This is a genomic window from Pseudomonas sp. FG36 (assembly GCF_057809275.1).
In genome coordinates this window covers 152352-172022 of record NZ_JBMDJQ010000001.1, presented here as the reverse complement: position 1 = coordinate 172022, position 19671 = coordinate 152352, and the positions used below count along the sequence as shown (strand labels likewise).

Annotated in this window: 19 protein-coding genes and 1 pseudogene; 14 read left to right on the top strand and 6 right to left on the bottom strand. The window is 66.5% G+C overall.

What is annotated here, in order from left to right; genetic code table 11:
- Nucleotides 1–56: 56 nt before the first annotated feature.
- A complete protein-coding gene (locus ACODS9_RS00785; protein ID WP_489093014.1) occupies nucleotides 57–386 on the top strand; it encodes a cupin domain-containing protein in 330 nt (109 codons plus the stop codon).
- Here the strand turns inward: ACODS9_RS00785 and ACODS9_RS00780 are convergent.
- Complete coding sequence (locus ACODS9_RS00780; protein ID WP_489093013.1) at nucleotides 377–1744, bottom strand: MATE family efflux transporter; 1368 nt, start codon at nucleotides 1742–1744, stop codon at nucleotides 377–379. The genes ACODS9_RS00785 and ACODS9_RS00780 overlap by 10 nt on opposite strands.
- Nucleotides 1745–1848: 104 nt before the next feature.
- Between ACODS9_RS00780 and ACODS9_RS00775 the strand changes: the two genes are divergently transcribed.
- The 4 genes from ACODS9_RS00775 to ACODS9_RS00760 all read left to right on the top strand — a co-directional run bounded on the left by ACODS9_RS00775 (nucleotide 1849) and on the right by ACODS9_RS00760 (nucleotide 7893).
- Nucleotides 1849–2442, top strand: coding sequence for a TetR/AcrR family transcriptional regulator (locus tag ACODS9_RS00775; protein WP_489093012.1), 594 nt, complete (start codon nucleotides 1849–1851; stop codon nucleotides 2440–2442).
- Nucleotides 2443–2589: 147 nt separating this feature from the next.
- Complete coding sequence (locus ACODS9_RS00770) at nucleotides 2590–4995, top strand: glucose/quinate/shikimate family membrane-bound PQQ-dependent dehydrogenase (protein ID WP_489093011.1); 2406 nt, start codon at nucleotides 2590–2592, stop codon at nucleotides 4993–4995.
- Between the two features lie 109 nt (nucleotides 4996–5104).
- Entirely contained in the window at nucleotides 5105–6355 is a 1251-nt protein-coding gene (locus ACODS9_RS00765; protein WP_401105230.1) for a carbohydrate porin, read from the top strand.
- A 140-nt stretch (nucleotides 6356–6495) separates the two neighbouring features.
- A complete protein-coding gene (locus ACODS9_RS00760; protein ID WP_489093010.1) occupies nucleotides 6496–7893 on the top strand; it encodes an APC family permease in 1398 nt (465 codons plus the stop codon).
- A 7-nt stretch (nucleotides 7894–7900) separates the two neighbouring features.
- On the opposite strand, the gene ACODS9_RS00755 is transcribed toward ACODS9_RS00760, so the two are convergent.
- Nucleotides 7901–8914, bottom strand: coding sequence for an AraC family transcriptional regulator (locus ACODS9_RS00755; protein ID WP_489093009.1), 1014 nt, complete (start codon nucleotides 8912–8914; stop codon nucleotides 7901–7903).
- Nucleotides 8915–9085: 171 nt separating this feature from the next.
- Here ACODS9_RS00755 and ACODS9_RS00750 point away from each other — a divergent pair, with 171 nt between their 5' ends.
- Genes ACODS9_RS00750 through ACODS9_RS00740 form a run of 3 tightly spaced genes read left to right on the top strand, consistent with a single transcriptional unit; the run spans nucleotide 9086 to nucleotide 11733 of the window.
- A complete protein-coding gene (locus ACODS9_RS00750) occupies nucleotides 9086–10270 on the top strand; it encodes an acetyl-CoA C-acyltransferase family protein (protein ID WP_489093008.1) in 1185 nt (394 codons plus the stop codon).
- A 14-nt stretch (nucleotides 10271–10284) separates the two neighbouring features.
- Entirely contained in the window at nucleotides 10285–11133 is an 849-nt protein-coding gene (locus tag ACODS9_RS00745; protein WP_046855884.1) for a 3-hydroxybutyryl-CoA dehydrogenase, read from the top strand.
- A gap of 12 nt (nucleotides 11134–11145) precedes the next feature.
- Nucleotides 11146–11733 (top strand): TetR/AcrR family transcriptional regulator, encoded by a 588-nt coding sequence (locus ACODS9_RS00740; RefSeq protein WP_401105222.1) that lies wholly within the window; start codon nucleotides 11146–11148, stop codon nucleotides 11731–11733.
- A 49-nt stretch (nucleotides 11734–11782) separates the two neighbouring features.
- On the opposite strand, the pseudogene ACODS9_RS00735 reads toward ACODS9_RS00740, so the two are convergent.
- Nucleotides 11783–11941: pseudogene (locus tag ACODS9_RS00735) on the bottom strand (anti-sigma factor); the annotation flags it as partial.
- Nucleotides 11942–12474: 533 nt separating this feature from the next.
- Here ACODS9_RS00735 and ACODS9_RS00730 point away from each other — a divergent pair.
- A complete protein-coding gene (locus tag ACODS9_RS00730) occupies nucleotides 12475–13800 on the top strand; it encodes a hypothetical protein (protein WP_489093007.1) in 1326 nt (441 codons plus the stop codon).
- A 73-nt stretch (nucleotides 13801–13873) separates the two neighbouring features.
- Here ACODS9_RS00730 and ACODS9_RS00725 read toward each other — a convergent pair whose 3' ends face one another.
- Together ACODS9_RS00725 and ACODS9_RS00720 are read right to left on the bottom strand one after the other, a co-directional pair.
- Nucleotides 13874–14626, bottom strand: a complete 753-nt coding sequence (locus tag ACODS9_RS00725) for an anti-sigma factor family protein (RefSeq protein WP_401105218.1) — start codon at nucleotides 14624–14626, stop codon at nucleotides 13874–13876.
- Nucleotides 14623–15141: a sigma-70 family RNA polymerase sigma factor gene (locus ACODS9_RS00720; protein ID WP_046855887.1), complete on the bottom strand. Its 519-nt coding sequence runs from the start codon at nucleotides 15139–15141 to the stop codon at nucleotides 14623–14625. Before ACODS9_RS00720 ends, ACODS9_RS00725 begins: the two co-directional genes overlap by 4 nt.
- A gap of 134 nt (nucleotides 15142–15275) precedes the next feature.
- Here ACODS9_RS00720 and ACODS9_RS00715 point away from each other — a divergent pair, with 134 nt between their 5' ends.
- The 5 genes from ACODS9_RS00715 to ACODS9_RS00695 all read left to right on the top strand — a co-directional run bounded on the left by ACODS9_RS00715 (nucleotide 15276) and on the right by ACODS9_RS00695 (nucleotide 19080).
- A complete protein-coding gene (locus ACODS9_RS00715; RefSeq protein WP_489093006.1) occupies nucleotides 15276–16322 on the top strand; it encodes a catalase family peroxidase in 1047 nt (348 codons plus the stop codon).
- The gene (locus ACODS9_RS00710; RefSeq protein WP_102684632.1) at nucleotides 16319–16852 is read left to right on the top strand and encodes a cytochrome b; all 534 of its coding nucleotides are present in this window, start codon (nucleotides 16319–16321) and stop codon (nucleotides 16850–16852) included. Before ACODS9_RS00715 ends, ACODS9_RS00710 begins: the two co-directional genes overlap by 4 nt.
- 79 nt (nucleotides 16853–16931) lie before the next feature.
- The gene (locus ACODS9_RS00705) at nucleotides 16932–18149 is read left to right on the top strand and encodes an MFS transporter (RefSeq protein WP_110605079.1); all 1218 of its coding nucleotides are present in this window, start codon (nucleotides 16932–16934) and stop codon (nucleotides 18147–18149) included.
- 79 nt (nucleotides 18150–18228) lie between these two features.
- On the top strand, nucleotides 18229–18774 hold the full coding sequence (locus ACODS9_RS00700; RefSeq protein WP_023631327.1) for a cupin domain-containing protein: 546 nt from the start codon (nucleotides 18229–18231) through the stop codon (nucleotides 18772–18774).
- Nucleotides 18775–18780: 6 nt separating this feature from the next.
- The gene (locus tag ACODS9_RS00695) at nucleotides 18781–19080 is read left to right on the top strand and encodes a DUF7693 family protein (protein ID WP_489093005.1); all 300 of its coding nucleotides are present in this window, start codon (nucleotides 18781–18783) and stop codon (nucleotides 19078–19080) included.
- Here the strand turns inward: ACODS9_RS00695 and ACODS9_RS00690 are convergent.
- On the bottom strand, nucleotides 19067–19666 hold the full coding sequence (locus ACODS9_RS00690) for a 2-hydroxychromene-2-carboxylate isomerase (protein ID WP_489093004.1): 600 nt from the start codon (nucleotides 19664–19666) through the stop codon (nucleotides 19067–19069). The two genes, ACODS9_RS00695 and ACODS9_RS00690, sit on opposite strands and share 14 nt — an antisense overlap.
- Nucleotides 19667–19671: the final 5 nt, after the last annotated feature.

Below are 19671 nucleotides of genomic sequence, written 5' to 3'. Positions count from 1 at the left end.
AAGCCGAAACCTTCCTACAATTGCCCCTCTGCAATCAACCTCCCGCGAGCCGTCCCATGCCAGACAACCTGTTCACCGCCTTGCCGCCGCTGGCCCCCGAGGCCGATGAGCAATTCACCGACCTGCTGCGCCGCCCGGGCCTGCGCATCGAACGCATCGTCTCCAGCGGCCAGGCCAGCCCTGAGGGGTTCTGGTACGACCAGGCCGAAGGCGAATGGGTGGTGGTGCTCAGCGGCAGCGCCGGGCTGCGCCTGGAAAACGAGGCGCACACCCGCGTGCTGCGTGCAGGCGACTACCTGGACATCCCGCCCCGCTGCCGCCACCGCGTGGAGTGGACCGAGTCCGGCGTGGCCACGGTGTGGCTGGCGGTGTTCTATCAGGGTTGAACCAGCGCCGCGGTGAGCGGCCCTGCCTGCAGCCGATAGAAACGCCACGGCAGCAGCACCGCCGACACGGCCAAGCCACAGGCGAAGCCCACCCACACACCCACCGGGCCCAGCGCGGAATGGAAGGCCAGCCAGTAGCTCATCGGCAGCGCCAGCAACCAGTAGCTGACCAAGGTCACCCCCACCGGCCAGCGGTAGTCCTGCAGGCCACGCAAGGCGCCCAGCGCGGTGGATTGCAGGCCGTCGGCCACCTGCATCGCCGCGACCACCACGAACATCGGCACGGCGATGGCGATTACCTGCGGGTCGTCGCTCATGGCTTCGGCGATGCGCCGCCCGAACAGCGCCAGCAGAACGGTGGCCACCAGCATCCAGGCGGTGACGCTGGCAAAGGTGGCGCTGCCGATGGCGCGGATGCGCGCCGTCTCGCCGCGGCCCTGGGCCTGGCTGATGCGAATGCTCACCGCCGCGGCCATGCCCAGCGGCAACATGTACAGCAGCGCGCCGATCGACTGCACCACCTGGTTGGCGGCCAGTGCGGCATTGCCCAGCCAGCCGAGCATCCACGCCGCGATCACCACCGCGCCGGCCTCGGCCAGATAGCCCAGCCCCAGTGGCCAGCCCTCGCCAAGCAGCGTGCGCCAGGACAAGCGCGGCCCCTGTGGCGCCTGGCGATAGCGCGCCAACGACGGCGCCATCCGCCAATAGGCCAGGGCCAGCACCACCGCCAGCGACTCGGCGATCACCCCGGCGATGCCCGCACCCAGCAACCCCAGCGCCGGCAAGCCGAAATGCCCATGGATCAGGCCATAGCTCAGCGGCAGGTTGAACAGCACCGCGCTCATCACCAGCAGTACGGCCACCCAAGGCCGGCCGATGGCCTCCAGCACGTCCTTGAACACCACCGCCAGGCAGTACGGAATCAGGAACACCGCCATGGCCTGCCAGTACGGCGTCAGCAGGGCCACGTCCGGCAGCGGCACGCCCAGCCATTGCACCAGCGGTAACGTGGCCAGCATGGCCAGGCAACCGAGGATGCCGACCAGCAACCCATAGCCGAGGCCGCCACGCAGCGTGCGCGCCACTTCGCCCGGATCATCGGCGCCGAAGGCGTGGCCGACGCGCACGCTGAGGGTGGCGAGCATGCCGTACAGCCCGGCATGGAAAATCAGCCCGGCACTGCTGGTCAGCGCGACACAGGCCAGCACCAGCGTGCCCAGCGAAGCCAGCAGCACGGTGTCGGTCAGGCTGATCAGCTCGGCCGCCGACAGGCCCAGCACCAGCGGCAGCGCCAGGCGCAGCAGGCCGGGCAGCTCGCCCAGCCAGGCAGTGGGTTTACGCGAAACGGGGGCAGACACGGTGACAATCTCCAATTGACATACGCCGCGTATGCTAATGCCATTTATTGACATACGCAACGTATGCTAATTTGCGCACGTCGCCTTTTTTCATCGGAGCCTCAATGCCCACCCCTCGCCGCAGCCGCGCCGCCATGAGCGCGGACACCACCGAACGGCTGATCGCCGTTGCCCGCCGCCAGTTCGCCGAAAAAGGCTTTGCCGCCGTGGTAATGGACGAGCTGTGCGCTGAAGCCGACCTCACCCGAGGCGCCCTGCACCACCACTTCGGCGGCAAGGCCGGGCTGTTCACCGCCGTGGTGCAACACCTGCTCGACGAGATCAACCAGGCCATCGATGCCCGCTACGCCACCCACGCCGATCCGTGGGAGGGCTATATCGACACCTGCCTGTACTACTACGACCTGCTGCATGAACCGGCGCTGCGGCGCATCCTGTTGCAGGATGCCCCCGGCGTGCTCGGTCCGCGCCTGCGCGAGATGGAAGAGGCCAGCTACATCGGCCCCATGGCCCAGGGCCTGGTCGAACTGCAGCAGGCCGGCAGGTTGCGCGCGTTCGATGCCGTGGCCATGGCCCACCTGCTCAACGGTGCCATGGGCGACAGCGGTATCTGGGTGATTGCCCAGGACGATCCGCTGGCGGCCGCCGAGCGCGTGAAAGGGGCGTTGCGCTGCCTGATGGAAGGGTTGCAGGCCTGAGTTCATTTTGGCGCGTGGCTGCGTGGGAACGGGTGATGAATCGGCTGCTCGACCTGCGACAATCGGTCTCGATTTAAAATGTACTAACTTGTTAATTAGCTTGCTAAGGGATTAAACTGCCGGTATTCCACCTGCGAGATCCCTGGCATGAAAGACTCACCCCGCGCCACTGGCGCCTCAACCTTCATCCTGGTCGGCCTGGGCGTTGTCATCGCCCTGCTCGGCCTGCTCCTGGCCGCCGGCGGCGTCAAGCTGGCCGGCCTGGGCGGTTCCTGGTACTTCCTGACCGGCGGCCTGGCCATGGCCCTCGCTGGCCTGCTCATCGCCCGACGCAAGCCCGCTGGCGCCTGGCTGTACGCCGTATTCCTCGCCGGCACCGCGATCTGGGCCGTGGCCGACAGCGGCCTGGTGTTCTGGCCGCTGTTCTCGCGCCTGTTCATGTTCGCCGCCATGGGCCTGGTGGTCGCGCTGGTTTACCCGCAACTGGTGCGCCGCAAGGCGCGCGGCGCCTATGGCATCGCCGGCGTGCTGGCCGTGGCCCTGGCCATCGCCGCCGGCAACATGTTCGTCGCCCACCCCAGCGTCGCTCCCACCGGCAACGGCCCGGGCCTGACCCCGGTCGAGCCCGGCCAGCAGCAGAAGGACTGGGCCCACTACGGCAACACTGAAGGCGGCAGCCGTTTCGCCGCCCTGGACCAGATCAACCGTGGCAACGTCGACAAGCTCAAGGTCGCCTGGACCTACCACACCGGCGATGTCGCCCTCAGCGACGGCAATGGCGCCGAAGACCAACTCACCCCGCTGCAGGTCGGCGACAAGGTGTTCATCTGCACCCCGCACAACAACCTGATCGCGCTGGACGCCGACACCGGCAAGCAGCTGTGGAAGAACGCCATCAACGCCCAGTCCAAGGTCTGGCAGCGTTGCCGTGGCATGGCCTACTTCGACGCCACCACGCCGATCGCCCAACCGAGCCAGCCGAACAGTTCACCGATCACCCTGGCCAGCGTGCCGGCCGGCGCCAACTGCCAGCGCCGCCTGCTGACCAACACCATCGATGGCCGCCTGATCGCCGTCGACGCCGACACCGGCGCGTTCTGCCAGGGCTTCGGCGACAACGGCCAGGTCGACCTCAAGGCCGGCCTGGGCGATGTCCCGGATTCCTACTACCAGCTGTCCTCGGCACCGCTGATGGCCGGTACCACCGTGGTGGTCGGCGGGCGCGTGGCCGACAACGTGCAGACCGACATGCCCGGCGGCGTCATCCGTGGCTTCGACGTGATCAGCGGGGCCCAGCGCTGGGCCTTCGACCCTGGCAACCCGCAGGACCGCGCCGCCCCTCAGGGCGACGGCACCTACGTGCGCAGCACCCCGAACAGCTGGGCACCGATGTCGTACGATCCGGCGATGAACACCGTGTTCCTGCCGATGGGCTCCTCGTCCACTGATATCTACGGCGTGGAGCGCAACAGGCTCGACCACACCTACGGCGCCTCGGTGCTGGCCCTGGACGCCACCACCGGCAACCAGAAGTGGGTCTACCAGACCGTGCACAACGACCTCTGGGACTTCGACCTGCCGATGCAGCCAAGCCTGATCGACTTCACCAAGGATGACGGCAGCAGCGTGCCGGCCGTGGTGATCGGCACCAAGGCCGGGCAGATCTACGTGCTCGACCGCGCCACCGGCAAGCCGCTCACGCAAGTCGATGAAGTGCCGGTCAAGCCAAGCAACATCCCCAACGAGCCGTACTCGCCAACCCAGCCGAAGTCGGTAGGCATGCCGCAGATCGGCGTGCAGACCCTGACCGAGTCGGACATGTGGGGCGCCACGCCCTATGACCAGCTGTTGTGCCGCATCGATTTCAAGAAGATGCGCTACGACGGCCTGTACACCGCGCCCGGCACCGACCTGTCGCTGAGCTTCCCCGGCTCGCTGGGCGGGATGAACTGGGGCAGCATTTCCACCGACCCGGTGCATGGTTTCATCTTCGTCAACGACATGCGCCTGGGCCTGTGGATCCAGATGATCCCGTCGCAGAACAAGGGTGATGCCGCCGCCGGTGGCGAAGCACTGAACACCGGCATGGGCGCGGTGCCGCTCAAGGGCACCCCGTATGCGGTGAACAAGAACCGCTTCCTGTCGGTGGCCGGCATCCCGTGCCAGGCGCCGCCGTTCGGCACCCTGACCGCCATCGACATGAAGACCCGCCAGGTCGCCTGGCAGGTGCCGGTCGGCACCGTCGAGGACACCGGCCCTCTGGGCATCCGCATGCACCTGCCGATCAAGATCGGCCTGCCGACCCTCGGCGGCACCCTGTCCACCCAAGGCGGCCTGGTGTTCATCGCCGGCACCCAGGACTTCTACCTGCGCGCCTACGACAGCAGCAACGGCAGCGAGATCTGGAAAGCCCGCCTGCCGGTCGGCAGCCAGGGCGGCCCGATGACCTATGTGTCGCCCAGGACCGGCAAGCAGTACGTGGTGATCACCGCCGGCGGTGCGCGCCAGTCGACCGACCGCGGTGACTATGTGATGGCGTACGCACTGCCATAAATCGCGTCGCCTGTATCGCCGGCAAGCCGGCTCCCACAGGGTCCGCGCACTCACTGTGGGAGCCGGCTTGCCGGCGATGAGGCCCTTTCAGACCACCCGAGACTTTGCAATGTCATCCGTTTCACGCCTCACCCCCACCCTGCTTCTTGCCCTTGCCAGCACCACTGCATTCGCCGCCGACAACACCCTGACCGGCGACTGGGGCGGCCTGCGCCACCAGCTCGCGGCAGACGGCATCACCTTCACCGGCGACTACAGCGGCGAGACCGCCTACAACGCCCACGGCGGCCTGCACCGTTCGGCCCGCTACTCGCAGAACCTCAAGCTGGGCGCGCAGTTCGACCTGTCGAAGCTGTACGGCCTGGACAACGGCGGCAAGGTCCAGTTGACCATCAACGACCGCCGCGGCAACAGCGCCTCGGAGGACCTGGTGGGCAACCGCCTGCCGATCCAGGAAAACTACGGCGGCCTCTACACCCGCCTCACCGAACTGAGCTACGAGCGCAACCTGTCGCCTGCGCTGAACCTCAAGCTTGGCTACATGGCCATGGGCAACGACCTCGGCGGGCTGGACAGCGGCATCCTGTGCAACTTCATGAACGCCGGCTTCTGCGGCCACCCGCTGAACATGTCCGGCGGCAGTGGCTGGACCAACTACCCCAACGCACACCTAGGTGCGCGGCTCAAGTACGACCTGGCGCCGGACTGGCAACTGCGCGTGGCGGCGTTCAACGTCGACCCCGAGAGCAACGGCAATTCCAGCCGTGCCTGGCACCTGGGGCCCAAGCACAGCACCGGCACCGTGCTCCCGCTGGAACTGGTGTACAAGCTGCGTGGCGAGCTGCCGGGCGAGTACAAGGTCGGTTACTACTACGACAGCTCGAACGTGCAACGCATCGGCAGCAGCGAGGAAGTCGCCGGGCGCGGTGGCCATTACCTGCTGGTCGACCAGGCCGTGTGGAACGACCCGGCATTGCCAGGGCGCAGCCTGCACGCCTTCGGCCAGTACTCGGCCTCGAGCAAGGCCGCCTCACCATTCACCAAGTGGTACGGTACCGGCGTGGTGCTGTACCAGCCGTTCGCGGGCCGGCCTCGGGATACCGTGGCGCTGGGTTACGGGCGCGCAGTGCCGAACCCGCGCAGCCGCGACGTGCTCGAGGCTGCCGCATTCAATGCCGGCCAGCCATTCCCCGACATCGACAGCGCCGAGCAACTGATCGAGCTGAGCTACGGCTACCAGGCCACGCCGTGGCTGAACCTGCGCCCGGACGTGCAGTACATCGTCGAGCCGGGGGCGTTTTCCGGGAAGGACATCGACAACGCCCTGGTAGTCGGCTTGCAGGTCAAGGCGACGTTCTGAGCACCGGGGCCGCCCTGCGGCCCTTTCGCCGGCAAGCCCAGCTTTTTCCTCTGCACCAACCACATATTTACTAATTTCCCCGCTGCGTACCCTGTCCCAGTATCTGGCGCAACTACAACAACAAAGAGCGGGGAACTGTCATGAGTGCAAGTGCGTCCGTGCCTGCCAGCGTGCAGCACGATCAAGCCGGCTTTCGCCGGGTCCTGGGGCTGGGATCGCTGCTGGCGGTAGCCGTCGGCCTGGTGGTGTCGCAAGGGGTGATGGTGATGATGCTGCAGGGGGTCGGCGCCGCCGGCCTGGGCTTCATCGTGCCCCTGGGGCTGGCCTACCTGCTGGCCCTGAGCTATGCGTTCTCGTTCTCGGAGCTGGCCCTGCTGGTGCCGCGCGCCGGCAGCCTGTCGAGCTACACCGAGGTGGCGCTGGGGCACTTCCCGGCCATTCTCGCGACCTTCTCCGGCTACGTGGTGGTGGCCATGTTCGCGCTGTCGGCCGAGTTGCTGCTGCTCGACCTGATCGTCGGCAAGGTCTACCCCGGGGTGTTCCCGCAATACTCGGTAGCCTTTGGCGTGCTCGCCCTGTTTACCGGCCTCAACCTCATGGGCATCGACATCTTCGCCAAGCTGCAGAGCGCCATGGCTGTGGTCATGGTCATCGTGCTGCTGATCCTCGGCGTTGCCGCGATCAGCGAAGGGCATGCCGAGGGTGTCACCACCACCCTGCTGCAGGGTGACTGGAACCCCATGGGCGCCGGGGTGCTGGCCCTGACCGCCATGGCCGTGTGGGGCTTCGTCGGCGCCGAGTTCGTCTGCTCGCTGGTGGAAGAAACCCGCAAGCCCGAGCGCAACATCCCGCGCTCGATGATCATCGGCCTGACCGTGATCTTCGCCACCATCGGCCTGTACGGTCTGGGCGCGCTGTTTTTGGTGCCGCGCGAGGCGCTGGGCAGCGATGCCCTGCCCCATTACCTGTTCGCCACCACGGTGTTCGGCAAGACCGGCGAAGTGTTCCTGGTGATCGCCGCGGTCACCGCCACCTGCAGCACCCTCAACACCTCGCTGGCGGCCATCCCGCGCATGCTCTACGGCATGGCCTGCAATGGCCAGGCGTTCCCCCAGTTCAAGCAGCTCAGCCCGCGCGCCCGCACACCGTGGGTCGCGGTGCTGTTCGTGGCGGCGATCACCGGGCTGCCGATCTTGCTGATGGGCCAGGACGCGGCGGCGATCAACCTGTTGCTGCTGGCCGCCGCGCTGGCCTGGCTGCTGGCCTACATCATCGTGCACCTGGACGTGATCGCCCTGCGCCGTCGCTACCCGCACCTGGCGCGGCCGTTCCGCACGCCGTTCTATCCGTTGCCGCAGCTGTTCGGCATCGGCGGCATGCTGTATGCGATCTGGAACGCATCGCCCAGCCCCGAGATGAGCCTGAAGATCTACGGCACCGCCGGGCTGGTGCTGGCGGTGGTTTCACTGATCGCAATCGTGTGGATCAAAGCGGTGATGAAGAAGCCGTTGTTCAGGCCCGAGCCCTTGCGGCACTGACCGCCCATCAAGCCGATGCGCCGCGCCTGGCCCGGTAACTGCCCGGGCTCTGCCCGGTCCACTTCTTGAACGCCCGGTGAAACGCGCTGGGTTCCTGGAAGCCGGTGTGCTCGGCGATCTCGGCGATGCTCAGGTGGCCTTCGCGCAGCAGTTCGAAGGCCATTGCCCGGCGCACCTCGTCCTTGATCTGCTGATAGGAGCGCCCTTCGCGCTCCAGCTGGCGGCGAAAGCTGCTGGCGCTGAGCTTCTGCCGTGCGGCCATGGCGTCGAGCGTGGGCCACTGCCCGTAATGCAGGGCGCGCAAATGCCGATAGACCTCCGCCACCCGGCCATTCTGGTTGCGAAAGCGGATCACCAGCCCCTGCGGCGCACTGCGCAGAAAGCCCTTCAGCGCCGCCAGGTCCTGCACCACCGGCAGGCGCAGCCAGGCGCTGTCGAACTCCACCTCGGTGCGCCCGCTGCCCAGGCGCAGGTCCGGCCCCCAGAGCAACGCGTCATCCTCCTGCGCCGGGCGCGCCAGGGCCAGCTCGGTACGGTCGATGGCGATGCGCCGGCCGGCCAGCCAGCACAGCAGGCCGATCACCAGCACCAGGTAGGTTTCCTCGGCGTAGACCCGGGTCAGCGGGTCGGCGATGGTCGACTGCACGCTGATCACGGTGCGCGCGCCACGCACCGTGACATTGCCGTTCAAATCGCGCAGGAACAGGGCGAAACTGCCCAGGCACTGGCGCAGCGCCTTGCCCAGGGTCGGCTCCTGGATCAACCCGCGGCAGATCAGGGCGAAGCTGCCCAGGGGCATGCCGTGGCTGTCGAGCTGGAAGAACTCATCGTGCAGCTCGTCGATCAATGCCAGCCACAGCTGGGCGAAGGCCTTGGCCGGCACCCGCGCCAATGGCTCGGCCAGCACCTGCGGGTCGATGCCCACCGCCCGCAGATGGGCGTCGCGCGCCTGGGGCCGGTCACGCAGGGCGTGGACCATGGCATTGAGGAAGTACACCGCGACCGTGTCGCTATCGCGCATGGCAGAAGTCCGCTGTCTATGCTGAGTGGCAAAAAATGCCAGGTTGTCTGAACAGATCCGGCATAGGCCGCCCGCAGGCCTTTGCCTAGACTCGATCCACCCCCGCAGGGTGTGGGCGCCATTCTCGCAGAGCCTCCCGCGCCCCGCCACGCCTTCGCAAATGGAGCCCCCATGAGCAGCACAGAAATCTTCGTCGTCAGTGCGGTACGTTCGGCCATCGGCAGCTTCGGCGGTTCACTCAAGGACCTGCCGCTGGCCGACCTCGCCACCCAGGTCACCCGCGCCGCCATCGAGCGTTCGGGCGTGTCCGCCGAGCAGATCGGCCATGTGGTGATGGGCAACGTGATCCCCACCGAACCACGCGATGCCTACCTGGGCCGGGTCGCGGCGATGAACGCCGGCATCCCCAAGGAAACCCCGGCCTTCAACGTCAACCGCCTGTGTGGCTCGGGCCTGCAGGCCATCGTCTCGGCCGCCCAGGGCCTGCTGCTGGGTGACAGCGACATCGCCCTGGCCGCCGGCGCCGAAGCCATGAGCCGCGGCCCCTACCTGCTGCCGCAAGCGCGCTGGGGCGCACGCATGGGCGACCTGCAAGGCATCGACTACATGGTCGGCATTCTTCAGGACCCGTTCGAGCACTTCCATATGGGCATCACCGCCGAGAACGTCGCGGCAGCCCATGGCATCAGCCGCGAGATGCAGGATGAAGTCGCCCTGACCAGCCAGCATCGCGCCGCCCGCGCCATCGCCGAAGGCCGCTTCGACGGCCAGATCGTGCCGATCGAGATCAAGACCCGCAAAGGCAGCGTACAGTTCGCCGTGGACGAGAACGTGCGCACCGATGCCAGCGCCGAACAGCTGGCCGGCATGAAGCCGGTGTTCAAGAAGGACGGCACGGTCACCGCCGGCAACGCCAGCAGCATCAACGACGGCGCCGCCGGCCTGGTCCTGGCCACCGGTGACGCCGTGCGCCGCCAGGGCCTCAAGCCGCTGGCGCGGATCGTCGCCTACGCCCACGCCGGCGTGGAGCCGGCGCTGATGGGCCTGGGCCCGATCCCGGCGACGCAGAAGGTGCTGGAGAAAGCCGGCCTGAAGGTCAGCGACCTGGACGTGATCGAGTCCAACGAAGCCTTCGCCTCGCAGGCCTGCGCCGTGGCCCGCGCCCTGGGCTTCGACCTGGAAAAGGTCAACCCCAATGGCTCGGGCATTTCCCTCGGCCACCCGGTCGGCGCCACCGGCGCGATCATCGCCACCAAGGCCATCCATGAACTGCACCGCGTCCAGGGCCGCTACGCCCTGGCCACCATGTGCATCGGTGGCGGTCAAGGCATCGCCATCGTCTTCGAACGCGTTTGACAGGAGTCAGCAGCATGAACATCGAACAGATCGCCGTGATCGGCGCCGGCACCATGGGCAACGGTATTGCCCAGGTGTGCGCGCTGGCCGGCTACCAGGTCCTGCTGGTGGACGTTTCCGACGCCGCGCTGGAGCGCGGCGTGGCGACCCTGGGCAAGAACCTCGAGCGCCAGGTCGGCAAGGGCACCATCGACGCCGACAAGGCCAGCGCGGCCAAGGCGCGCATTCGCACCAGCACCGATTACGCCCAGTTGGCCAGCGCGCAACTGGTGATCGAGGCGGCCACCGAAAACCTGGCCCTCAAGCAGCGCATCCTGCAACAGGTGGCGGCCAACGTCGGCGCCGAGTGCCTGATTGCCACCAACACCTCGTCGCTGTCGGTGACCCAGCTGGCGGCCAGCATCGAGCAGCCGCAGCGCTTCATCGGCGTGCACTTCTTCAACCCGGTGCCGATGATGGCGCTGGTCGAGATCATCCGTGGCCTGCAGACCAGCGACGCGACCTATGCCCAGGCATTGCTGGTCACCGAACGGCTCGGCAAGACCCCGATCACCGCCGGCAACCGCCCGGGCTTCGTGGTCAACCGCATCCTGGTGCCGATGATCAACGAAGCGATCTTCGTGTTCCAGGAAGGCCTGGCCAGCGCCGAGGACATCGATACCGGCATGCGCCTGGGCTGCAACCAGCCGATCGGCCCGCTAGCGCTGGCCGACCTGGTGGGCCTGGACACGCTGCTGGCGATCATGGAGGCCTTCCACGAAGGCTTCAACGACAGCAAGTACCGCCCCGCGCCGCTGCTCAAGGAGATGGTTGCCGCCGGCTACCTGGGGCGCAAGAGCGGCCGCGGCTTCTTCACCTACTAAAGGAACCGCGCCATGGCCCCGGTCACTGCGGCGCTTCGCTGCGCCAATTTCGAGGAGCGGCGCGACCGGGCCATGGCTCTGTTCGCCGAAAAAGGCTTCGGCCAGGTCAGCATGCGTGAGCTAGCGGCGCACGTAGGCTTGACCGCAGGTTCGCTGTACCACCACTTCCCCAGCAAGCAGGACCTTTTGTACGACCTTATCGAGGAGTTGTACGAGGAGCTGCAGGCCACCCTCGACCTAGGTCGCCGGGCGCGGGCCCAGGGCAAGCCGGTGCTGGCCTGCCTGATCGCCGCGCACTGGCAGTTACACGGCGAGCGTCCGTTGCAGTTTCGCCTGGCCGAGCGGGATTTCTGCTGCCTGAGCGAAGACCAGCAGGCACGCCTTGCGGGTTTGCGCGAGCGCTACGAAACCGGACTGCTGCGCCTGATTGCGCCGCAGGCGCGGTTGGCCGGGGAAACTCTGGCGGCCACCGGGCATGTGCTGGCGACGCTGCTTAACCAGTTGCCCGGAATGTTACGCGGCAAGGGCCTGGGTGAAGCCGAGGGCGTTGGGTTGATGGAGGGTCTGGTGGTGGGCGCCATGGAAAGGACGCTCGGTTAGCGCGGGAATCACACGGGCGGCCCCTGCCCAGGCCGCCTACAGACTGCTCCATCGCCCGGCGCAACTGCTCGCCACGGGCATCATCCGCCGCGCTGACCAGGGCAAAGTTGTAATCGCCATGGGACCAGTAGCGAGCCTCCAGCTGGCCATCGGTGCACTGTCCGGTAGACACGCGCTCGAAATGCTCGCCGGGCGAACGCAGGAGCAGCCAGCACGGCGCATTCCTGCTTCGGCAACCGCGAATGCAGTTACCCTTTCCAACGTCATTACCCCTACCTGATATTTTTGCCAGTTGCTGACCACCTTGCATGTGCCTGTAATAAGGCCATCGAGCGAGGGCAATGTGATGGAGTCTTCAGTCAGTAAGTCATCACGCCAGGTGATGCTGGAGGTTGTTCGACCAAGACCTGCTGGTCCGGCAATAGCTTATCCGGTCGTGAGCAACGCGTGCCAACGCCGAAAAAAATGAATCTGGCTCCATTTAACTGAATGTCGGGGGGGTATGGGACCAAGGTATTCGGAAAGTATCCAACGAAGGTCAAGTGCATCAGCTGTATTACCTGTGCGCAGACCCGCAACCGCTGGTCAAGGAGGCACAATATGAAATACCGCATGCAGCTAGGGTCTGCATGAAAAGTTTTGAGGCGAAGGTCAGGCGAGGCTGTTTTCAACACAGCATCACTGAATATCAAAGCTTTTCATACAGAGCCTAATGACTCTAGTGGGCAAGGGAGTAAGATTATGGGTGTGCCAAGTAGAAAATTGCTGTCCGTTCTTACGGTAATTTTCCTGCTTTCAGCTTGCTCTTCCATCCAACAGATCTCTGCGCCGGAGACCACCGAGCCAGACGCGCTGCTTGAACTCGGCCCCACAATGGACCGCCGAGCTTGGATCGACCTGCAGCACAAAATGAATCTCGCGCCCTATCTGAATGACTTGCTGGACGACCCCGCCAATGAAGAGCTCCGGCCGGTGAAGGTCAGTCCGTCGCTGATCGGGCGCAAAGCCAGGTTGATCTCGGTGAAAGTGGCGGATGACCAGGTCGTGCACTACCAGCTTCGCTGGTCTGCTGACGACAACCCGGCCAAGACCTACTGGTACGGCGACAGGCCCTCTGATCGCAAACAACGATTCACCACCCCCGAAGAGGTGGACATGGATCCGATCAACTGGGTGTCGCTGGCTCGCTACGACGACATGGTACTCGGGGAAGTACATGTCGAGGGCCAGCTGTATAGGCTCGATTACCTGGGATCGGGGCAGCAGGTGCTGATCAAGGTCGATCCCTCGAAACACACTCCGGTCCAGACCTGTCTCCCGGTGGAAGACCCCGATCCACCGCCCTCCAGGCAGCTTGCTGCACGGCGACCTGCAGCACAATCGGGGGCAGTTAGTACCATCCGGGTCATGATGATGAGTACTGTCGAGGCCCGTGCGGGCTTTTTGCGACGGCCGACAGACTATCCAAGCCTGTTCGATATCATGGAAGACCATATGATATTTGCCAACCGGCAGTTGAAGGACAGTGGCGTGGACATGCAGTATGAGTTTGCTGGATATATTGAAAGTATTGCCAGTGAGAAAAACCTGACTCCCAACGCTGTCTTGGATTTGATTCGCAAGGCTGGCAGCGATGTGTATAACCAGATGCAGGCTGCGCGTGACCACTTGCGTGCCGACCTGGTACTCACTGCCGTTATTGACCCAACGGTGCTCGGAAGATATTACTTAACGTCACGCAAGGCCACCGGGTTTTCTACATGGAACGTGGTGGGCAACTACCTGGACATGGGGCATGTTTTGGGCCACAACATGGGCGCTCAGCATTACTGGGAAACGGGCCACCCCGATTTCGATCCGCCTTACCAACACGGCTATCTGCTCCCCAGTGACAACAGGATGACCATCATGGCGGGCTATGAAAATTGCAGAACCTGCAGGAGGTTGAACTACTACTCGAACCCTCGCAAAGTGTGGCGCGGCGTACCGCTGGGCACGGTAGAGCGGCATGATGTCGTACGCCGGTTGAATGAGCGACGCGCAGAAGTTGAAGCATTCTATCCTTGATAATAGTTTTACCTGCGGCCCTTCTGCATACTGCCTGACGCCGTGCAGGTCGATGACACCGGCCAAGACCTGCCTACAGGCTGACGTCCAGCGCCCGGCGCAACGACTCGCCGCGTGTGTCATCCGCCGCGCTGACCAGGGCAAAGTTGTAATCGCCATGGGACCAGTAGCGAGCCTCCAGCTGGCCATCGATGCGCTGGCCGGTAGGCATGCGTTCGAAATGCTCGCCGGGAGAACGCAGGAACAGGCTGATGCGCTGCCCCTGGTGGTCCTCGAACACCAGCAACGCCGCTGGCCCCGCCTCGTTGCTCAACAGTCGCGCCCCCACTGGCTGGAAGCCATAGCCCGCCAGGTCCGGCAGGCGCCCGACGCGGTTGAAGTGAGTGCCCAGCCAGGCCTGCAGGCGTGCCGGGTCGCGAGCCTCGATGTCCAGCGTGCTGGCCTCGGCGAACAGCCTGTGGGCCTGCACCGCGTCGGCCATGGGCAGCATGCCGGCGAACAGCGTTACCTGGCGCGCCTGCCAGCCGCCAAGCCCGCCCAGGCCTACCGCCAGCATCAGCACCGCCGCTGCTGCCAGGCGACGCTGCCGGCGCTGGCGCAGGCGGCGACGCAGCGGCGCCAGGTCAAGGTGCGGATCGCTCGGCCGCTCGCCAAAACCGGCCAGGGCCGCCCGCAGGCGCCGGGCATCGGCACGCCAGGCCTCGATGCGCACGGCCTCCTGCGGATTGGCGGCCAGCCAGGCCTCCACCTCGGCCCGGCGCGCCGGCTCCAGGCGCTCGTCGACATAGGCGTGCAACTCGTGCTCGGTGGGGATCAGGCGTGTCATTTGAGTCTCCGCAGGGCCGGGGGCGTAGGGCTGCCCTCGGTCAGTTCACGCAGGGCGGCACGGGCACGCGACAGGCGCGACATCACGGTGCCGATGGGGATGCCAAGCGTCTCGGCCGCCTCCTTGTAGCTCAAGCCTTCGACACTGACCAGCAACAGCAATGCCCGCTGCTCGGGCGACAAGCGGGCGAAGGCCTGCAGGTCGGCCTGGGCCAGCACGATGCTCTCGATCTCGCCGCCCGCCGGCTCCTCGGCCTGGCCCCGGCCGAACCAGGCCAGCCAGCGCGCATGCAGGCGCTCGCGGCGCTTGCCGTCGAGGAACAGCCGGTAAAGGATGGTGAACAGCCAAGGGCGCAGGCTGTCGGCATCACGCTGCTGGCCGCGACGACTCAGGGCGCGCTCGACCGTGGCCTGGACCAGGTCGTCGGCGGTACCGGGCTCGCGGGTCAGCCACAGGGCGAAGCGGCGCAGGCGCTGCAGCAGCTCGCGCCATTGTTGGTCGTCCAGGTCATGCATGGTCGGGTTCCGGGCCCCTGCGGGCTGTCAGTGTACAAGGCAGACGCGTGGGCACGGAATCTATTCCCCCCGCCGGGAATAAATCGTTTACCCCTGCGTCGTACCGGTTCATTCCACCTGACCGGACCGTTCCCATGACAACTCCCCTGCACGGCCCCGCCAAGGCCCTGCGCCTGGCCGCCATCGCTGCCACGCTGGCCGCCCTGGGCGCGGGCTTCGCCTACGCCGCCGGCTGGATCGGCGCGCCAAGGCTGACCCCGCAGCGCATCATCGACACCTTCGAAGCCCAGGCCGGCCACCACCCCGGCTACCGGAAGAACCATGCCAAGGGCCTGTGTGTCAGCGGCTACTTCCAGGCCAGCGGCCAGGCCGCCTCGCTGTCCAGCGCCCGGGTGTTCAGCCAGCAGAACGTGCCGGTGATCGGCCGCTTCGCCATCGGCGGCGCCAATCCGTTCGCGCCGGACACCGCCATACCGGTGCGCAGCCTGGCGGTGCAGTTGACCAGCGACGACGGCCAGGTCTGGCGCACCGGCATGAACAACCCGCCGGTGCTGGCCGTAAGCACGGTCGAAGGCTTCTATGAACAGGTCCTGGCCGGCGCCCCGGACCCGGCCACCGGCAAACCCGACCCGGCCAGGCTGCAAGCCTTCTTCGCCGCCCACCCGGAGAGCGCGGCGTTTCGCCAATGGGCGGCCAGCTACAAGCCCAGCGACAGTTTCGCCAACACCGCCTATAACAGCATCAACGCCTTCCGCCTGATCGATACCAACGGCCAGGCGCACCCGGTGCGCTGGGCACTGGAGCCGCAGGCCGCATACGCCGCTTTGCCCGCCCAGGTCGACGACAAGCAGTTCCTGCAACACGACCTGCAGCAGCGCCTGGCCCAGGGCCCGCTGCGCTGGACCCTGCGCCTGACCCTGGCCGAACCCGGCGACCCGGTGGACGACCCTGCCCGCCCATGGCCCGCCGAACGCCACAGCCTCGATGCCGGCACCCTGGTCCTGGAGCAGGTCGACGGCCCCGAGCAAGGCGCCTGCCGCGACCTGAACTTCGATCCATTGATCCTTCCCCGTGGCATCGAACCCTCCGCCGACCCGATCCTCGCCGCCCGCTCGGCCGCCTATTCGGTGTCGTTCAACCGCCGTAGCCACGAATCGCTGACCGAAGGAGCCCGCCCATGAGCGCCACTGCCTTTCACCCCTTGGCCCGGCTGCTGCACTGGCTGATGGCCGTGCTGATCCTGGCCATGCTGTTCATCGGCGTGAGCATGGTCGCCGACCTGTCGCCCCGCCACCCGTGGCTGGTCGAGCTGCACAAGGCCACCGGCCTGGCCCTGCTGGTGCTGGTGATCCTGCGCATCGTCCTGCGCCTGAGCCTGGCGCACCCGCCACTGCCTCGCGACCTGCCCGCCCTGCAGCGCCTGGCCGCCGGCGCCTCGCACCTGCTGCTGTATGGGCTGATGCTGGCCATGCCGCTGCTCGGCTGGGCGATGCTCTCGGCAGGCGGTTACCCCCGCCCGCTGCAACTGCCCGCCATCGCCCCCCACGACCTGCAGCTCTACGCCGTGCTGCGCCAGGCCCACGGCTGGGCCGGCTACCTGCTGTTCGCCACGGTGCTCGCGCACCTGGGCGCAGCCTTGGTGCATGGCCTGGTGCGTCGCGACGGCGTCTTGCGTAGCATGTGGCCAGGCCCGTTGCGTCGCGGTGAGTGAGCACCGCCAGGGCTCGACAAATGTAAATAGTAATTACTAACATCGGCGCTCATTTCGTCGAACTGCCCTGGACTGCCTTATGAACGTTGCAAAGGACCCTGCCACGCTTGCCCCGGTGAGCAGCCCGCCCAGCACCCTGGACCTGCGCCCGCTGATGCTGGCCAACATGGCCTGCACCATGTCGATGATGGCTTTCGTCGCCCTGATCGGCCCGATCGCCCGCTTGCTGGGCATGGCCACCTGGCAGGCCGGTGCGGCGGTGACCGTGGCCGGCGTGGTCTGGGTGCTGCTGGCCCGGCCCTGGGGGCGCCTGGCCGATCGGCTTGGCCGGCGCCGGGTACTGCTGCTGGGCAGCGGCGGCTTCACCCTGGCCTATTGGGTGCTGTGCCTGTTCATCGACGGCGCGTTGCGCTGGCTGCCGGGCGCGACCCTGGCCTTCTTCGGCCTGATGCTGGCACGAGGCATGATCGGCGCCTTCTATGCCGCGCTGCCGGTGGGCGGCAACGCGCTGATCGCCGATCACGTCGAGCCGCAACGCCGAGCGCGGGCCATGGCCTCGCTGGGTGCGGCCAACGCGGTCGGCCTGGTGCTGGGCCCGGCCCTGGCCGCGCTGCTGTCGCGCTACAGCCTGAGCATGCCGTTCTATGTGCTGTCGCTGCTGCCGGCCACGGCGTTCGTCGTGCTGCTGTTCAAGCTCAAGCCACAGCCGTTGGCCCAGACCCATGCGCCCAACCCGGTGCGACTGTCCGACCCGCGCCTGCGCAGGCCTCTGCTGGTGGCCTTCAGCGCCATGCTGAGCATCACCGTGTCGCAGATCGCCGTCGGTTTCTTCGCCCTCGACCGCCTGCAGCTCGAGGCCGGCGCCGCCGCCCAGGCCGCAGGCATCGCCTTGACCAGCGTGGGCGTGGCGTTGATGCTGGCCCAGGTGTTCCTGCGCCAGTTGGAATGGCCACCTCTGAAGATGATCAAGGTCGGCGCCTGCGTATCCGGGCTTGGTTTCGCCGCCGCGGCCCTGGCCACCAGCGCGCCGTGGCTTTGGGGCGCGTTCTTCGTCGCCGCGTTTGGCATGGGCTTCGTGTTCCCGGCCTTCTCGGCCCTGGCGGCCAATGCCATGCACGCCAGCGAACAGGGCGCGACGGCCGGCTCGATCGGCGCCGCCCAAGGCATGGGCGCGGTAATCGGACCACTGGCCGGCGCCCTGGTCTATGCCCTCGATCCGCGCCTGCCGTTCCTGGCCGTGGGCGCCCTGCTGCTGCTGGTCGGGCTGTGGCCAGCAGCGTCTGACCAGCGCCACTGATGCGCACAGCGCGCAAGCGTGCAGAGTGTGTTTTAATGCCTCGCCCATTATTTTTGACACCTCTGCAAACAAGGCGGCTATGGACACGGGGACACGACTCAAACTGGTGCGTGAACGCAACAACCTCTCCCAACGGGAGCTGGCCCGCCGCAGCGGCCTGACCAACTCGACCATCTCGCAGATCGAGCAGAACCGGGTCAGCCCTTCGGTCAGCTCCCTGAAGAAACTGCTCGAAGGGATCCCCATGTCCCTGGCCGAGTTCTTCAGTTTCGACGAGCCAGTGCGCGAGGAGCGCTATGTGTTCCGTGGCGGCGAACAGCCCGACCTGGGCCGCAACGGCCTGCGCATGCTGCTGGTCGGCGCCAGCGTCGAAGGTCGGCAGATGCGCATGCTGCGTGAGCTGTACGCACCGGGCGCCGACTCGGGTGAGCCGATCGTGCATGCCGAAGGCGAGGAATGCGGCCTGGTCACCCGTGGCACCCTGGAACTGTGGGTCGATGGCCAGGTGAGCATTCTCAATGCCGGCGACGGCTACTACATCCCCACCACCCTGCCCCACAGCTTCAAGAACATCGGCCCCGACGAGGCCGAGATCATCAGCGCCAACACCCCGGCGAACTTCTGACCTGCCATGCCCAGCGTCGCCAGCCGCGAGGCCTACCAGTACCTGCGTGATGCCGCCCTTGGCGTCCGCCCGCTGGTGACGGTCGCCCGCCTGGGCGGCGGGCAAGTCGAGGTGCTGGTCGAAGGCTGGCGCCTGACCCTGGTGCTGGACAGCGAAGGATTGGCCCACTGCAGCCACTGCCAGTGCCCGGATGGACGGCTGGGCTCACTGGACGATTGGCACCGCTACGGCACCAATCCGGTCGATCACCTGAGCCTTTGGGAACGCAGGCAGATAGAGCGACTGCTTCCAGTCATGCCTGCCTGACCAAGGCCTGCTCGACGAAATCCAGGCGGTCCTGGCCGAAGAACATCTGCCCGTCGACAAAGAACGTCGGCGCCCCGAACAAGCCGCGCTCGACCGCTTCCTCGGTGGCTTTGCGCAAGGCGTCCTTGACCTCGGGCCGGGCGGCCAGTTCGTGGAACGCCTCGGCATCGAAGCCGGCAGCAGCCAGGGTTTCATCCAGTACCGCGGCGTCCGCCAGATTGCGCCCGTGCACGAACAGCCCTTCGAAAAGCACCTTTAACAAGGCTTCGAAACGCTCCTCGGCGAACAGCTGCACCCCCGTCAACCCACGCACCAAGGTCAAGGTGTTGACCGGGAACCCCGGCGGCAGGGTCAGCGGCACGCCATAGCGATCGGCATAGCGCTTGAGGTCGATGCGCATATAGCGCCCCTTGGCCGGCACCATTACCGGCGAGGCATTGCCGGTGGCCTGGAACACCCCACCCAATAGAATCGGCTTGTACACCAACCGCGCCCCATGACGCGCGCACAGGGCGGGGAGCTGGGTGAAAGCCAGGTAGGTGGCCGGGCTGCCCAGGTCCAGGAAGAACTCGACGGTCTTGCTCATGATTC

Bases quoted from the DNA above. Each gene is read 5' to 3' on its own strand.
- ACODS9_RS00765 (WP_401105230.1), top strand. From the start codon at position 5,105: ATGTCATCCGTTTCACGCCTCACCCCCACCCTGCTTCTTGCCCTTGCC.
- ACODS9_RS00730 (WP_489093007.1), top strand. From the start codon at position 12,475: ATGGGTGTGCCAAGTAGAAAATTGCTGTCCGTTCTTACGGTAATTTTC.
- ACODS9_RS00770 (WP_489093011.1), top strand. From the start codon at position 2,590: ATGAAAGACTCACCCCGCGCCACTGGCGCCTCAACCTTCATCCTGGTC.
- ACODS9_RS00705 (WP_110605079.1), top strand. From the start codon at position 16,932: ATGAACGTTGCAAAGGACCCTGCCACGCTTGCCCCGGTGAGCAGCCCG.
- ACODS9_RS00700 (WP_023631327.1), top strand. From the start codon at position 18,229: ATGGACACGGGGACACGACTCAAACTGGTGCGTGAACGCAACAACCTC.
- ACODS9_RS00690 (WP_489093004.1), bottom strand. From the start codon at position 19,666: ATGAGCAAGACCGTCGAGTTCTTCCTGGACCTGGGCAGCCCGGCCACC.
- ACODS9_RS00785 (WP_489093014.1), top strand. From the start codon at position 57: ATGCCAGACAACCTGTTCACCGCCTTGCCGCCGCTGGCCCCCGAGGCC.
- ACODS9_RS00760 (WP_489093010.1), top strand. From the start codon at position 6,496: ATGAGTGCAAGTGCGTCCGTGCCTGCCAGCGTGCAGCACGATCAAGCC.
- ACODS9_RS00695 (WP_489093005.1), top strand. From the start codon at position 18,781: ATGCCCAGCGTCGCCAGCCGCGAGGCCTACCAGTACCTGCGTGATGCC.
- ACODS9_RS00775 (WP_489093012.1), top strand. From the start codon at position 1,849: ATGCCCACCCCTCGCCGCAGCCGCGCCGCCATGAGCGCGGACACCACC.
- ACODS9_RS00710 (WP_102684632.1), top strand. From the start codon at position 16,319: ATGAGCGCCACTGCCTTTCACCCCTTGGCCCGGCTGCTGCACTGGCTG.
- ACODS9_RS00750 (WP_489093008.1), top strand. From the start codon at position 9,086: ATGAGCAGCACAGAAATCTTCGTCGTCAGTGCGGTACGTTCGGCCATC.
- ACODS9_RS00755 (WP_489093009.1), bottom strand. From the start codon at position 8,914: ATGCGCGATAGCGACACGGTCGCGGTGTACTTCCTCAATGCCATGGTC.
- ACODS9_RS00715 (WP_489093006.1), top strand. From the start codon at position 15,276: ATGACAACTCCCCTGCACGGCCCCGCCAAGGCCCTGCGCCTGGCCGCC.
- ACODS9_RS00745 (WP_046855884.1), top strand. From the start codon at position 10,285: ATGAACATCGAACAGATCGCCGTGATCGGCGCCGGCACCATGGGCAAC.
- ACODS9_RS00725 (WP_401105218.1), bottom strand. From the start codon at position 14,626: ATGACACGCCTGATCCCCACCGAGCACGAGTTGCACGCCTATGTCGAC.
- ACODS9_RS00740 (WP_401105222.1), top strand. From the start codon at position 11,146: ATGGCCCCGGTCACTGCGGCGCTTCGCTGCGCCAATTTCGAGGAGCGG.
- ACODS9_RS00720 (WP_046855887.1), bottom strand. From the start codon at position 15,141: ATGCATGACCTGGACGACCAACAATGGCGCGAGCTGCTGCAGCGCCTG.